The sequence below is a fragment of the Streptomyces sp. NPDC090108 genome (assembly GCF_044747185.1).
Taxonomy (GTDB): Bacteria; Actinomycetota; Actinomycetes; order Streptomycetales; family Streptomycetaceae; genus Streptomyces.
The window spans coordinates 320,678-334,210 of record NZ_JBIVDQ010000007.1; the positions used below are offsets into that span (position 1 = coordinate 320,678).

Annotated in this window: 13 protein-coding genes; 3 read left to right on the forward strand and 10 right to left on the reverse strand. The window is 73.2% G+C overall.

The window, feature by feature from the left end; genetic code table 11:
* Positions 1-15: 15 nt before the first annotated feature.
* The 4 genes from ACIPRD_RS25475 to ACIPRD_RS25490 all read right to left on the reverse strand — a co-directional run bounded on the left by ACIPRD_RS25475 (position 16) and on the right by ACIPRD_RS25490 (position 4,645).
* Positions 16-432 (reverse strand): YciI family protein, encoded by a 417-nt coding sequence (locus ACIPRD_RS25475; RefSeq protein ID WP_401566200.1) that lies wholly within the window; start codon positions 430-432, stop codon positions 16-18.
* Between the two features lie 162 nt (positions 433-594).
* Positions 595-1,167 (reverse strand): XRE family transcriptional regulator, encoded by a 573-nt coding sequence (locus ACIPRD_RS25480; protein ID WP_356400171.1) that lies wholly within the window; start codon positions 1,165-1,167, stop codon positions 595-597.
* 537 nt (positions 1,168-1,704) lie between these two features.
* A complete protein-coding gene (locus ACIPRD_RS25485) occupies positions 1,705-3,519 on the reverse strand; it encodes an ABC transporter permease/substrate binding protein (RefSeq protein ID WP_401566203.1) in 1,815 nt (604 codons plus the stop codon).
* Positions 3,512-4,645: a glycine betaine/L-proline ABC transporter ATP-binding protein gene (locus ACIPRD_RS25490; RefSeq protein WP_401566206.1), complete on the reverse strand. Its 1,134-nt coding sequence runs from the start codon at positions 4,643-4,645 to the stop codon at positions 3,512-3,514. The genes ACIPRD_RS25485 and ACIPRD_RS25490 overlap by 8 nt, the downstream gene beginning before the upstream one ends.
* A 213-nt stretch (positions 4,646-4,858) precedes the next feature.
* Between ACIPRD_RS25490 and ACIPRD_RS25495 the strand changes: the two genes are divergently transcribed.
* Together ACIPRD_RS25495 and ACIPRD_RS25500 are read left to right on the forward strand one after the other, a co-directional pair.
* The gene (locus tag ACIPRD_RS25495) at positions 4,859-5,779 is read left to right on the forward strand and encodes a 5'-3' exonuclease (protein ID WP_356400165.1); all 921 of its coding nucleotides are present in this window, start codon (positions 4,859-4,861) and stop codon (positions 5,777-5,779) included.
* Positions 5,780-5,888: 109 nt separating this feature from the next.
* Complete coding sequence (locus tag ACIPRD_RS25500) at positions 5,889-6,734, forward strand: siderophore-interacting protein (protein WP_356400163.1); 846 nt, start codon at positions 5,889-5,891, stop codon at positions 6,732-6,734.
* Between the two features lie 146 nt (positions 6,735-6,880).
* Here ACIPRD_RS25500 and ACIPRD_RS25505 read toward each other — a convergent pair whose 3' ends face one another.
* Positions 6,881-7,462, reverse strand: coding sequence for a GNAT family N-acetyltransferase (locus tag ACIPRD_RS25505; protein ID WP_356400161.1), 582 nt, complete (start codon positions 7,460-7,462; stop codon positions 6,881-6,883).
* A gap of 97 nt (positions 7,463-7,559) precedes the next feature.
* Here ACIPRD_RS25505 and ACIPRD_RS25510 point away from each other — a divergent pair, with 97 nt between their 5' ends.
* The gene (locus tag ACIPRD_RS25510; RefSeq protein WP_401566210.1) at positions 7,560-8,510 is read left to right on the forward strand and encodes an RluA family pseudouridine synthase; all 951 of its coding nucleotides are present in this window, start codon (positions 7,560-7,562) and stop codon (positions 8,508-8,510) included.
* 162 nt (positions 8,511-8,672) lie between these two features.
* Here the strand turns inward: ACIPRD_RS25510 and ACIPRD_RS25515 are convergent, their stop codons facing one another.
* From ACIPRD_RS25515 to ACIPRD_RS25535, 5 genes are all read right to left on the reverse strand, one after another.
* On the reverse strand, positions 8,673-10,235 hold the full coding sequence (locus ACIPRD_RS25515; protein WP_401566213.1) for a cytochrome P450: 1,563 nt from the start codon (positions 10,233-10,235) through the stop codon (positions 8,673-8,675).
* Positions 10,236-10,331: 96 nt separating this feature from the next.
* Positions 10,332-10,952, reverse strand: coding sequence for an ATP/GTP-binding protein (locus ACIPRD_RS25520; protein ID WP_356400155.1), 621 nt, complete (start codon positions 10,950-10,952; stop codon positions 10,332-10,334).
* Positions 10,933-11,343, reverse strand: coding sequence for a DUF742 domain-containing protein (locus ACIPRD_RS25525; protein ID WP_356400153.1), 411 nt, complete (start codon positions 11,341-11,343; stop codon positions 10,933-10,935). Before ACIPRD_RS25525 ends, ACIPRD_RS25520 begins: the two co-directional genes overlap by 20 nt.
* Positions 11,340-11,744: a roadblock/LC7 domain-containing protein gene (locus ACIPRD_RS25530; protein WP_356400151.1), complete on the reverse strand. Its 405-nt coding sequence runs from the start codon at positions 11,742-11,744 to the stop codon at positions 11,340-11,342. The genes ACIPRD_RS25525 and ACIPRD_RS25530 overlap by 4 nt, the downstream gene beginning before the upstream one ends.
* Positions 11,741-13,411 carry a sensor histidine kinase gene (locus ACIPRD_RS25535; protein ID WP_401566216.1) on the reverse strand — a complete coding sequence of 557 codons (1,671 nt, stop codon included), beginning with the start codon at positions 13,409-13,411 and terminating at the stop codon, positions 11,741-11,743. The genes ACIPRD_RS25530 and ACIPRD_RS25535 overlap by 4 nt, the downstream gene beginning before the upstream one ends.
* Between the last annotated feature and the right edge of the window lie 122 nt (positions 13,412-13,533).

The following is a 13,533-nucleotide window of genomic DNA, read 5'->3' on the forward strand; positions in this document are numbered from 1 at the left end:
AGGGGCCCCCGTCCGTCAGTGGGGGCATTCCGTGGCGTGGGGGTGCGCGGTCAGGAACGGGCGCACCTCCAGCCACTCGTGGATCGGCCTGCCGCCCGCCCCGGGGGCCGCCGACAGTTCCCCGGCGAGTTCTACGGCGCGCTCGTGGCTGTCGACGTCGATGACCATCCAGCCGGCGATGAGGTCCTTGGTCTCGGCGAACGGGCCGTCGGTGACCGGCGGCCGCCCCTCGCCGTCGTAGCGGACCCAGGATCCCTCCGGGGCCAGCGCCTGGCCGTCCACGAACTCGCCCGTCTTCTCCAGCCGGGCCGCGAAGTCGCTCATGTATTGCAGGTGCGCCGAGATCTCCTCCGGGGTCCACCGGTCCATCGGCACGTCGTTGACGGCGGCGGGGGCGCCCCGGTAGTGCTTCAGCAGCAGGTACTTGGCCATCGCGGTTCTCCTCGGTGCCGGTGCGGCCCATTGTGGTCGCGTTCCACCCTGGGGACGGAGCCGGACGCGGGTTCTCGACATCGGTGCCGGATTTTTTTCCGGTCTCTCGCGCACGGGTGTGCGGCGGCCCGCCGGATGGGCACACGGGACCGGCCTCCAGGACTAGCGGGACCGGTCCTGGACGGCCTCGATGTGCTCGGCGACCGCGACCACGATCACCCGGGTGTCCGGGACGGTGGCCCGCCAGCGGTGGCGGACCCCGCCGGTCAGGTAGAGGGTGTCGCCCCGGCCGAGCCGGTAGGCCCGGCCCTCGGCCTCGATCTCCACCGCGCCGTCGGCGACGTACATCAGCTCGTCGTTGCGGTGCCGGAACTCGCGGCCCGCGTCGTGGTCGCCGGTGAACTCGGAGGCGTGCAGCTGGTGGTGGCCGCGCACCAGGGACCGGGTGCGCGGGTCGAAGTCGCCGTCGGCGACGGGTTCGGCGCGTACGACGTCCACGCTGCACGCGGGGTCGGCGGCGGCGAGGAGTTCCACGGCCGTGGTGCGCAGCGCGTCGGCCAGCTTCTCCAGGGAGGTGCGGCTCGGGCGGGCCTTGTCGTTCTCGACCTGGCTGAGGAAGGGCACGGAGAGTCCGCTGCGCTCGGCGACGACCGCGAGGGTGAGTTCCAGCGTGCGGCGGCGTCGCCGTACGGCCGCGCCCACCCGCACGGGCTGCTGCTCTTTGTGGTCGCCCATCGCTCCGGCTCCCTCCTTCACGCGTCGCGCCACCGCTGCCTCGGTGCACCTCGGCGGGCGCACCTCCTCCGATGAGTTCTCTGCACCCTACGCATGTTCGGCAAACCGCCGCATGCGGCTGTCACATCCCTGCCGTGCCGCCTTCCCGCACCCTCACGGTTCGCGCCGGCGCGCCCGGACGCCGGACGAGGAGCATGTCTCCTGCTTCAAGGCGCGTACGCGCTCAGGTGTTCCCCCGGGCCGGTTCCCGTCGCGCTCTGTGGTTGGCCGGATCCTTCCTGTGGCGAAGACCTCTCGGACCGCTTCCGGCGGCGATGCCACCGCCGGAAGCCTCACCGCCCGAGTACCCGGCGGACCGGATTCCTCCCGCACCGGGCACGTCAATGGATCCTTCCGGCGGCGAGGGCGCTCCGGATGCCCGGCGGGGGACCTCGCCGAGCCGGCGGGAACGCCGCGAGGGGCGGGCCGCGGCGGCGCGCCCATGGCGGGCGTGCGCGCCGCGGCCCGCCCCTCGGGCGGCCGTCCGGGCGGGTCAGGTCACCCGGCGGCGTGCTTCTTCCCCGGTGTGCGGGCGACCGGCGCCCACTTGTCGAGGAGACCGGGGTTCTCCTCGAGCCAGGCGCGCACGGCGCTCTGCTCCTCGCCCTTGCCCGCCTTCTGGATGCGTGCCTCCAGGCCGGTGAGCTGCTTCTCGGTCATCGAGAAGTCCTTCAGCCACGCGCCGACCCGGGGGTTGTCGGCGGCGAAACCCTTGCGGGCGAGGGTGTGCACGCCGTCGCCGCTGCCCCAGGCGCCCTCGGGGTCCTTCAGCTTCTTCAGGCCGTACTCGCTGTACGCCCAGTGCGGGGACCACAGGGTGACGACGACCGGCTGCTTCGCGGCGTAGGCGCGCTTCAGCTCGGCGAGCATGGCCGGCGTGGAGCCGTCGACGACGTCGTAGGAGCCCTTCAGGCCGTACGCGCCGAGGACCTTGCTCTTGAGCAGGCCCATCATGCCCGCGCTGGGTTCGATGCCGACGATCCTGCCGCCGAACTCGGCGGAGTGGGCCTTCAGGTCCGCCAGGGAGTTCACGTCCTTCACATAGGACGGGACGGTCAGCTCCAGGGAGGTCGGGCCGTACCACTTGCCGAGGTCCTCCAGCCGCGCGCCGTACTTCTTCCAGTACTCGGCGTGCGTGGTGGGCAGCCAGGAGTCGGTCTCGACGTCGACCTGGCCGGTGGCGAGACCGGTGTAGAGGGGTCCTGCGGCGTACTGGGTGGTGGTCACGTGGAACCCGCGCCGCTCCAGCAGTTCCTTCCACAGGAAGGTGGAGGCGATGCCCTCGTCCCACGGGATGTAGCCGATCCTGATCTCCTTGCCGGCGCCGACGTCCGTGCCGGAGGACCGGGAGGGGCCGGAGGAGGTGCCGAGGAAGCCCATGCCGCCCGCGACCAGCGCGAGGACGACCACTCCGACGACCGCGACGCGCGGGCGGGGCCGGTAGGACCAGAAGGTCACCGGGGCCTTCGCGGCGGCCCTGCGGCCGAGCGGGGACAGCTGGGTGCCGAGCGCGCCGGTCATGCGGTCGAGGTAGATGGCGAGGACGACGATGCCGACGCCCGCCTCGAAGCCGAAGCCGATGTCGAGCTGTCCGATGGCCTCGTTGACGGCGCCGCCGAGTCCGCCGGTGCCGACCATGCCGGCGATGACCACCATGGACAGGCCGAGCATGATGACCTGGTTGACGCCGGCCATGATGGCGGGCAGGGCGAGCGGCAGCTGCACCCGCAGCAGGGTGGAGCGCGGGCTGGTGCCGAACGCCTCGGCGGCCTCGACCAGTTCGGCGTCGACCTGACGGATGCCCAGTTCGGTCATGCGGACGCCGGGGGCGAGCGCGAAGATCAGCGTGGCGATGACGCCGGCGGCGGTGCCGAGGCCGAAGAAGAGGATGGCCGGGATCAGCAGGACCATCGACGGCATGGTCTGGAGCAGGTCGAGCACGGGCCGTACGGCGGCGCTGACCGCTTTGGAGCGGGCCGCCCAGATGCCGAGCGGGATCGAGATCACCAGGGCGATGACGGTGGCGACGAGCACCAGCGACAGCGTGGACATCGCCCGGTCCCACAGGGCGAGCGAGTCGACGAGGGCGAACCCGGCGAAGGCGAGGACGCCCGCGGTCAGGCCGCGCAGCCACCAGGCGAGCACGGCGAGGATGCCGGCCAGCAGCAGCGGGGCGGGCGCGGTGAGGACCGCGTCGATGCCGTCGTACATGCCCTCCACGACCGCGCGGATCGCGTCGAACAGCCAGGACAGGTGGGTGACGAGCCAGTCGACACCGGAGTCGGCCCAGTCGCCGAGGGGCAGCCTAGGCACGGGCGGTCACCTTCTTCCCCTCACCGCGGGGGCTGTCGCACACGACGGGCTCACCGTCCTCGTCGCCGAGGAGTCCGACGAGCCGCCGGCGGGGCACGACCCCGACGAGCGCGCCCTCGGCGTCGAGCACGGCGACCGGGTGGTCCAGCCGGGCGCTGAGCGCGCACAGTTCGGTGAACGGCGTGTCCGGGGCGGCCGTCCCGCAGCCGCAGTCGGCCTCGTCGCCGCGCACGGCGGTGTCCATGACGGCGGCCGCGGTCAGCACGCGGGAGCGGTCGACGTCCTGGACGAAGGAGGCGACGTAGTCGTCGGCCGGGCGCAGCAGGATGTCCTCGGGGGTGCCTTCGCGGACGACGCGGCCGTCGCGCATGACGGCGATGCGGTCGCCCAGGCGCATGGCCTCGTTGAGGTCGTGGGTGATGAACACGATGGTCTTCTTCAGGGTCTTCTGGAGCTCCAGGAGCTGGTCCTGCATGTCACGGCGGATCAGCGGGTCCAGGGCACTGAACGACTCGTCCATCAGCAGCAGTTCCGCGTCGGTCGCGAGGGCGCGGGCGAGGCCCACGCGCTGCTGCATGCCGCCGGAGAGCTCGTCGGGCCAGGAGTCCTCCCAGCCGGCCAGCCCGCACAGGGCGAGCGCCTCGTCGGCGCGGCGTTCGCGCTCGGCGCGGGGCACGCCCTGCACGGCGAGGCCGTAGGCGGCGTTGTCGCGGACGCTGCGGTGCGGGAAGAGCGCGAAGTGCTGGAAGACCATGCTGATCTTCCTGGCGCGGACCTCGCGCAGCTCCCGGCCGGTGAGCGCGGTCAGGTCCTGGCCGCCGAAGAGGACCCGGCCGGCCGTCGGCTCCAGCAGGCCGTTGAGCATGCGCAGCAGCGTGGACTTGCCGGAGCCGGACAGGCCCATGACCACGAAGATCTGGCCCGGTTCGACGGTGAAGGACACGTCGATCACGGCCGCGGTGCTGCCCTCGGCCCGCAGTTCCTCGCGCAGGCCGCCGCCCGGTGCGTCGCTCGTCGTGCCGCCCGGCCGGTCCTGGCCGGCGCCTTCGCGCAGCCGCTCCACCGCCCGGTCCGGTCGTCTGCCGAACACCTTGAACAGGTGCTCGGCCTCAAGGCTGGATGACACGGGTACCCCTCGTCTCGGCCGGCAGGAAGGAGCCGCGGGCCACGAGCAGTTGAACGGGCAACCGGCAGCACTCCGAGCCCGCGCATGCCCTCGGCCTGCGGGGGCAAACGCCGAAGTGGCCCGCTTCACGGCGGTGCGCACACCGCAACGCGTTCCGCCACGGGCCGCGGGCGCCGTACGGCCGCTGTCGGTGCCGTACGGCATGATGCGAGCGTGACCGGACGACTGATGCTCCTCGACACCGCCTCGCTCTACTTCCGCGCCTACTTCGGCGTCCCGGACTCGGTGCGGGCGCCGGACGGCACGCCCGTGAACGCCGTGCGCGGGCTGCTGGACTTCATCGACCGGCTGGTCAAGGACCACCGCCCGGACCGGCTCGTGGCGTGCATGGACGCGGACTGGCGGCCCCAGTGGCGGGTGGACCTCATCCCGTCCTACAAGGCGCACCGCGTCGCCGAGGAGCGCGCGAGCGGCCCGGACGCGGAGGAGGTCCCGGACACCCTGGCCCCGCAGGTGCCGGTCATCGAGGCCGTGCTGGACGCCGTCGGCATCGCCCGGGTCGGGGTCGCGGGCTACGAGGCGGACGACGTGATCGGCACGTTCACCGCGCGGGCGGACGGACCGGTGGACATCGTCACCGGCGACCGCGACCTGTACCAACTGGTCGACGACCGGCGCGGGATCCGCGTGCTGTACCCGCTCAAGGGCGTCGGCACGCTCCAGCTGACCGACGAGGCGGTGCTGCGCGAGAAGTACGGCGTCGGCGGCGAGGGGTACGCGGACCTGGCGCTGCTGCGCGGCGACCCGAGCGACGGCCTGCCGGGCGTGCCCGGCATCGGCGAGAAGACGGCCGCGAAGCTGCTCGCCGAGTTCGGCGACCTGGCCGGGATCACCGCGGCCGTCGGCGACCCGAAGGCGAAGCTCACGCCGTCGCAGCGCAAGCGCCTGACGGAGGCGGAGCCGTATCTCGCGGTGGCGCCCACGGTGGTCCGGGTGGCCGGTGACGTCCCGCTGCCGGACGTCGACACCGCCCTGCCGCACGCCCCGCGCGATCCGGCCGCGCTGGAGGCGCTGGCGGCCCGCTGGGGACTGGGCGGCTCCCTGCAGCGCCTGCTGACCACGCTCGGGCAGTGAGACCGGGGAATTTCCCGGCAAAGAGATCGCCTGCGCCGTCCGGGAGGAGGTGCCACCCAGGACGGGATGCTAACTTAGGTATACCTAACCAGTGTTGCAGGAGGTCGTCATGGCGGAGCGTCCGGCACGAAAGCCGCGAAGGCCCCACACCGCCCAGGTCGTACGCACCGAGTGGCTCACCCCGCACATGCGGCGGGTGGTGCTCGGCGGCGACGGCCTCGCGGACTTCACGGCGGACACCTGCACCGACCACTACGTGAAGCTGCTGTTCGGCCCCGAGGGCGTGACCTACCCGGAGCCCTTCGACCTGGACCGGATCCGCGCCGAGTTCCCCCGCGACCAGTGGCCGGTGACCCGGACGTACACGGTCCGCGACTGGGACCCCGGACACCGTGAACTGACCCTGGACTTCGTGATCCACGGCGACGAGGGTCTGGCCGGCCCCTGGGCCACCCGGGTCCGCCCCGGCGAGAGCGTGCGCTTCATGGGCCCCGGCGGCGCCTACGCGCCCGACCCCGCCGCCGACTGGCATCTGCTCGCCGGCGACGAGAGCGCGCTGCCCGCGATCGCCCGCGCCCTGGAGACCCTGCCGGCCGGCGCCCGCGCGCACGCCTTCCTGGAGGTCGCCGGGCCCGAGGAGGAGCAGAAGATCGACTCCGACGTGGAGGTCGTCTGGCTGCACCGCGGCGACCGCCCGGTCGGCGCCGCCCTGCTCGAAGCCGTGCGCGCCCTGGAGTTCCCCGAGGGCCGGCTGCACGCCTTCGTGCACGGCGAGGCGAGCTTCGTGAAGGAACTGCGCCGCATGCTCCGCGTCGACCTGGAGATCCCGCGCGAGGACCTGTCGATCTCCGGGTACTGGCGCCTCGGCCACAACGAGGACGGCTGGCAGGCCTCCAAGCGCGACTGGAACGCCCGCATCGAGGCCGAGCAGGAGAGCGGCGGCGCGGCCGCCTGAGGAACAGCGCGGGTTTGCGCGTACGCGCGGCGCGCGGGCATGTGGTGCGCAGGCGCGCGGGCATCGCGCGGGCGTGCGGCGCGCGGGCCTGTCGGACGGACCGGTCGCGCCGGGCGGGCGGACCGGTCCGGGCACGCGACGGCGGTTCAGTCGCCGCGGACGCGGGCGTGGAAGTGCATGTCGTGCCAGCCGTCCGGGTGCTGGAGGGCGCTGCGCTTGGTGCCTTCCAGGGCGAAGCCGGTCTTCGCGGCGACCCGGCAGGACGCCGGGTTGGCGGTGGAGTGGAAGAGCTCCAGCCGGTGCAGGCCGACCTCCTCGAAGGCCCAGCGCGTCACGGTGGCGGCGGCGCGGGCCGCGACCCCCTGGCCCCGCGCGTCCGCCACCGTCCAGTACGCCACCTCGGCCACGCCCTCGCCGAGGAGGATCTGCCGCAGCGCGACCCGGCCCCGCAGCGCGTCGGTGTCCGCGTCGACCACGGCCCACTGGGCGCCGCGCTCCTCCTTCCAGGTCGTGTGCCATCCCTCGATCCAGCCGGCGACCTCGCTCTCGGACTCGGCGGACCTGATGTGCCACTGGTGGATGGCCGGGTCCTGGAACGCGGCGTGGATGGCGGGCGCGTCCCCGGGCCGCCAGGGACGCAGCAGCAGACCGTCACCGGTGGCGAGGACGGGCTGCGGGACGCGGGCGAGGGTTCCGGCGGGCACCACGGGGCGGGTGAGAACAGGCATGGTCGGCATCCTGCCAAGCGGAAGCCCGCGGACCCGGCCCTTTCGCACCGGCGTCGCCCGTCGGGCAGACGTGCGCACCCCCGTACCCTTGGCCGTGATGAGACGCCGCACCCAGCCCCCGCCCGCCCCGCTCCCCCAGCGCGACGGGGTCGACCCCGTGCGGGTGCGGCTGCCGTTCGACGGCACGTGGGCCACGGTGCGGGAGCACCTCGTGGAGCGGCTGACCGGGGCGGGGCCGGGCGTGATCGAGTCGATGCTCGCCTCGGGCCTGATCGTGGACGCCGGCGGGCGGCCCGTCGCGCCGGAGGCGCCGTACGAGCCGGGGATGTTCGTGTGGTTCCACCGGGAACTGCCGCCCGAGGTCCCGGTGCCGTTCCCGCTGGAGGTCGTCCACCGGGACGAGCACATCGTCGTCGCCGACAAACCGCACTTCCTCGCGACCACCCCGCGCGGCAGCCACGTCGCGCAGACCGCGCTGGCCCGGCTGCGGCACGGACTGGACCTCCCGGCGCTGAGCGCCGCGCACCGCCTGGACCGGCTCACCGCCGGACTGGTGCTGTTCGTGGTGCGGCCCGCGGAACGGGGCGCGTACCAGACGCTGTTCCGGGACCGCCAGGTGCGCAAGGAGTACGAGGCCGTCGCGCCGTACGACCCCGCGCTCGCGCTGCCGGCGACCGTGCGCAGCCGGATCCTGAAGGAGCGCGGGGTGCACGCCGCCCGGGAGGTCGAGGGCGAGCCGAACGCGGTGACCCGGGTGGAACTGGCCGCGCACCGCGCGGATCTGGGCCTCTACCGGCTGACCCCGGAGACCGGCCAGACCCATCAGCTCCGGGTGCACCTCAGCGCGCTCGGCGTGCCCATCCTCGGCGACCCCCTGTATCCGCGGGTGCTCCCGCCCGCGCCGGTGGACGACTTCCGGCGCCCCCTCCAACTGCTGGCCCGCAAGCTGGAGTTCACGGATCCGGTCACCGGGGTGGAGCACTCCTTCCGCAGCGCGCGCACACTTGAGGCGTGGTCGTCACCGGAGCTGTGGGCCGCGGGACAGTAGCCCTCCCCGCACCCCCGCTCCGGCACTCCCGGCCACCACCCACGCGCCGCCCACCGGCACTCACGCTCCGGCACTCCCGGCCACCACCCACGCGCCGCCCACCGGCGCTCACGCTCCGGCACTCCCGGCCACCACCCGCGCGCCGGCCGCCGGCGGTCCGGCTCACTCCCCCAGCCACCACCGCATCACCCGCCGCCACACGCCCTGCCGCTCCGGCTGTTCCGGCTGTTCCGGGACGGCCGGGGCGGTCCGCGGCTGTTCGGGGATCCGGCGGTGCGGCGGCAGCGGTTCCGCGAACGGTCCGGGCGCGGACGTGGGCACGGCCGCGGACGTCGGACCGGGCGTGGGCGCGGGCGCGGGCGCGGAGGGGGTCCGCGGGGCGTCCCGGTGCAGGACACCGCGCTGCGGCGGGACGGGCGAGGAGCTCGGCGCGAGTTTCACGTCCTGCTGGGGCTTGGGGTCGAAGCGCACGGGCAGCGCCACCAGGTGCCGGGAGGCGATCGAGGAGCGCCAGCCCAGTTCCGACTCCGCGCAGGCCAGCTGGACGTCCGGGAGCCGGGTCAGCAGGAGGTCCACCCCGACGTCGGCGATGGCCCGCCCGATGTCCTGGCCCGGGCATTCGTGCGGGCCGCCGCCGAAGGCGAGATGGGAGCGGTTGCCCATCATGTTGGCCCCCGGCTCGGGCCGCACCCGCGGGTCGGCGTTGCCCGGGGCGGGCGCGAAGAGCAGTCCGTCGCCCTTGCGGATGCGGTGGCCGCCCAGCTCCGCGTCCTGCTTGGCGTAGTAGCCGAGGACGGTGCTGAACGGCGGTTCGTCCCACAGCGACTGCTCGATCGCCTCCGGCACGGTCATCTGTCCGCCGTTGAGCTGGGCGCGGAACCCCGGCTCGGTGAGCACCATGCGCAGGGCGTTGGCGAGCAGGTTGGCGGTGGCCTCGTAGGCCGCGAAGAGGACGAGCCGCAGGTGTTCGCGGACCTCGTCGTCGCTGAGACCGGCCGCGTGGGTGACCAGGTGCGAGGTGAAGTCGTCCTCGGGCCGGGCGCGGCGGCGGCTGGTGAGCCGGCTCAGCGCGTCCATCACGTAGGCGTGGCTCTCGATGGCGGTCTCGGTGCCCTTGAGCGCGTCGCGGGCCGCCTGCACCATCCGGTCGTCGTACTCCTCGGGCATGCCGAGGATCTCGCACATGACGGCCATCGGCAGGTGCTCGGCGAACTGGGAGACGAGGTCGGCCCGGCCCTGTTCGCAGAAGCCGTTGACCAGTTCCTGGGTGGAGCGGCCGATGTGCCGGCGCAGTCCGCGGTGGTCGATGGTCGCCATGGCGGCGGTGACCGCGGCGCGCAGCCGCTGGTGCTCGTCGCCCTCGGCGTGCGAGCAGATGGGCTGCCAGGCGATGTGCGGCATGAGCGGGTGGTCGGGCTTGACCATGCCCTCCAGCAGCGGGGTCCAGATCCGGCTGTCGCGGGTGTACTGGGAGGGGCTGCGGACGAGCTGGAGGTTCTCGGCGTGCCCGAGGACGACCCACATGGGCACGTCGTCGTGCAGGAGGACGGGGGCCACCGGGCCGTACTGCTCGCGCAGCCGCTCGTAGAGGCCGCCCAGGTCCTCCGCGCCGGGGCCGTGGATCCGGTGCAGTCCGCCCGGGCCGAGGCCGTGGGCGGGGCAGCCCGGCGGGGGGCCGGCGGCGGGTTCGTGGGTTCCGGTCAGGGAGGAGTATTCGTGCGTCACAGGGGTCGCTCCGGAGCGAATGGAACACGAGGTGAGGGGTCGGACGCGGTTCGGGTGAAGGAGGGTGCGCGGTCGGGGTGACGGGTCGGACGCGGTTCAGGTGCGGGCGCCGGACAGCGCGAGCGAGTGCAGGAAGTGCATGAGGGTCATCAGCACCTCCTTGCTGGAGGCGCGCCGCCGTACGTCGCAGTCGACGATCGGGATGTCCGGGGCCAGGTCGAGCGCGGTGCGCAGGTCCTCGACGGGGTGACGGGGGGCGTCCGGGAAGGAGTTGACGGCGACGATGAAGGGAACGCCGCGTTCCTCCAGGCGTCCCATGACGTCGAAGCTGACCTCCAGGCGCCGGGTGTCGACGAGGACGACCGCGCCGAGGGCGCCCTCGAACAGGCCGTTCCACAGGAACCAGAAGCGTTCCTGGCCCGGGGTGCCGAACAGGTAGAGCACCAGCTGGTCGGTGATGCCGATCCGGCCGAAGTCCATGGCGACGGTGGTGGCCGTCTTGGATTCGGAGCCGTAATCGTCGTCGACGCCGATGCCCGCCTGCGTCATGGTCTCCTCGGTGGTCAGCGGCCTGATGTCGCTGACGGAGCCGACCATGGTGGTCTTGCCGACACCGAATCCGCCCACGATCACGATCTTCACGGCGGCCTGGGCCGTGTGCGGGAGCCGGTCCTGGTCGCGCGGGCCGGGGAGGGTGTCAGAGCCGTTGAAGTCCATGCATCACCGCTTCGAGGAGAGAACGGTCGGGGAGCGCCTGCCGGACGATCGGGGCGCGCGCCTGCACCAGTTCGGCCGTGATCAGTTCGGTGAGCAGTACGGTCATCGCGCCGAACGGCAGGTTCAGATAGGCCGACAGCTCGGCCACGGACAGCGGCGCGGCGCAGAGCCGGAGCACGGCCGCCTGCTCGGGGGTGCCGGACGGGGGCGGTGCGGCGCGCGCCACGATCAGGGTCACCAGGTCGAGTTCGGCCCGTGCGCCGTCGGCGAGTCCGGTGACGGCGTACAGCCGCTCGGGGTTCTTGGGTTCCGCCTCGCCGTCGGGCCGCCGGGGCGGCGGCGACGGCTCCGGTTGTCCGGGCGGGCGCCGTTCGCGTCGGGGCGGGGTCATACGGCCTGCCCGTTCCGCCGGGGCGGACTGGTGAGATGGGCGCCGATCCGGACGACGAGGTCGCGCATCATGCCGCTCATCCGGCCCGGTTCGCAGGTCACGTCGGCGAGCACGGCGAGGTAGGCGTTGGCGCCGGCGTTCATCAGGTAGAAGTAGCCGCCGTCGATCTCGATCACGACGAGCTTCATCTCACTGGTGCCGGGCATCTCCTGGGTGATGGCACCGGCCAGGCTCTGCACGCCCGCGCAGGCGGCGGCCACCCGGTCGGCGGCGTCGGGCTCGCCGCCGTAGCGGGCGATGCGCAGTCCGTCGGCGGACAGCACCACGATCATCTGGATGCCCGGTACGCCGTCGTTCAGCTGCTTGAGCATCCAGTCCAAGTTGCCTCGCTGCTGGATCACTTGAGGTCCCCCTCGTCGTCGCCCCCGATGGCGGCCTCGGTGGCGGTGTCCGGATCGTCGATGAGGTGCAGGTACGCGGTGGGGTTCCGCGTGAAGTCGGTCAGTTCGGCGGCGGTGGCGTCCTCGGGCATGCCCTTCTTCAGGCCGTCCCAGAACGCGTCGACCCACATGCCGGGCGGCCGCTCCATCAGCTTCTTGCGCTCGGGGTCGACCTCGGGTCCGGGCGCGGGTTCGCTCTTGAACCGGGACCAGATGGTCGGGTTGCCCTCGGCCTCGGCCCGCTCGATGGCGGCCTGTTCGGCGATGCGCCGGCTGAGCGGTGTCTTCACCCGGCTGCGGCGCTGCGGCAGGCCGCCGGCCGTCCACTCGGTGACCTCGGGGACGTCGTCCTCCATGGAGATCCCGGCGGGGATGCGGGGGCTGGTGGGGCGGCGCTTCTTGGGCGGCCGCTTGGGGCCTTCCAGGGCGCCGAGTTCGGGGATCGGCACGGCGGTGGCGCCGATGCCGTGGGCGGCGCCGACCCCGGGCTCGGTGGTGGTCATGACGCGCGGCACGACGAGGATCGCGCGCACGCCGCCGTAGGCGGAGGCGCGCAGCGAGACCTCCATGCCGAAGGAGGAGCACAGCCGGCCGACGACGGCGAGGCCGAGGCGCGGGTTCTCGCCGAGGTTCTGGGCGTCGTCGCCCGCCTTGGCGTCCTCGATCATCTTCTCGATGCGGGCGCGGGACTCCTCGTTGAGGCTGACGCCGGCGTCCTCGATCTCGATGGCGATACCGGTCTGCACCTCGACGGCGGTGACGTGCACCTTGGTCGAGGGCGGCGAGTAGCGCGTGGCGTTGTCGAGGAGTTCGGCGGCCGCGTGGATGACCGGCTCGACGGCGGTGCCCTTGATGTTGATGTTGACGATCGAACTGAGGTCGATGCGCCGGTACTCGAGGATGCGCGACATCGCGCCGCGCAGCACGCTGTACAGGGACACGGGAAGCGGCCACTGGCGGCCGGGCCTGCCGCCGCCGAGCACGGAGATGGAGTCGGCGAGGCGGCCGATCAGCGCGGTGCCGTGGTCGATGCGCAGCAGGTCGTCGAAGACCTCGGGGTTGCGTCCGTGGTCCTCCTCCATCTCGCGGAGTTCCTTGGCCTGCTGGTGGACGATGGCCTGCACGCGGCGGGCGATGCTGACGAAGGAGCGCTCGGTGGCGTCCCGCATCGAGATCTCGTGGTCCACGCCGCGCAGCGCGGTGCGCAGCAGGTCGCGCTGGGAGTCGGGCAGCCGGCGCAGCTCGGGGTCCCGGTCGAGGACGTTGAGCATCACCTCTCTGAGCGATTCCCCGGCGCGCAGCCGGAACAGCGCGGTGGGCAGGATCTCGGTGCCGAGCCGGACGATCTCCGCGTCGTGCGCGGCGAGACGGTGCTCCAGGTACGCGGTGTGCCGGGCATTCTCGGCGCGGGCCTCGCGGAGCAGGCGGGCACGGCGGGCGGCCTCGGCCGCGGCGGCGAGGACCAGCAGCGTGGCGACGGCCCCGCAGCAGCCGACGGCGACCCGGGCGGGTCCCGTCACGAGGGCGACGGCGGCTCCGGTCACCGCGGCCATCAGCAGGGCCGGCGGCAACAGCACGCTCGCAAGGGGACGTTCACGGCCGCCGGGAGGCTTCTGAACACTCACCATGGATGCCTTCTGGGACGAGTCGGCTTGGGTGTCGGCGGATATTCCGCCCGATGGGGAACAGACGCACGAATTCGTCTCAACTCGGTGCGTCGCGGGCGAGCTTAATCCGACCGGATCAACGC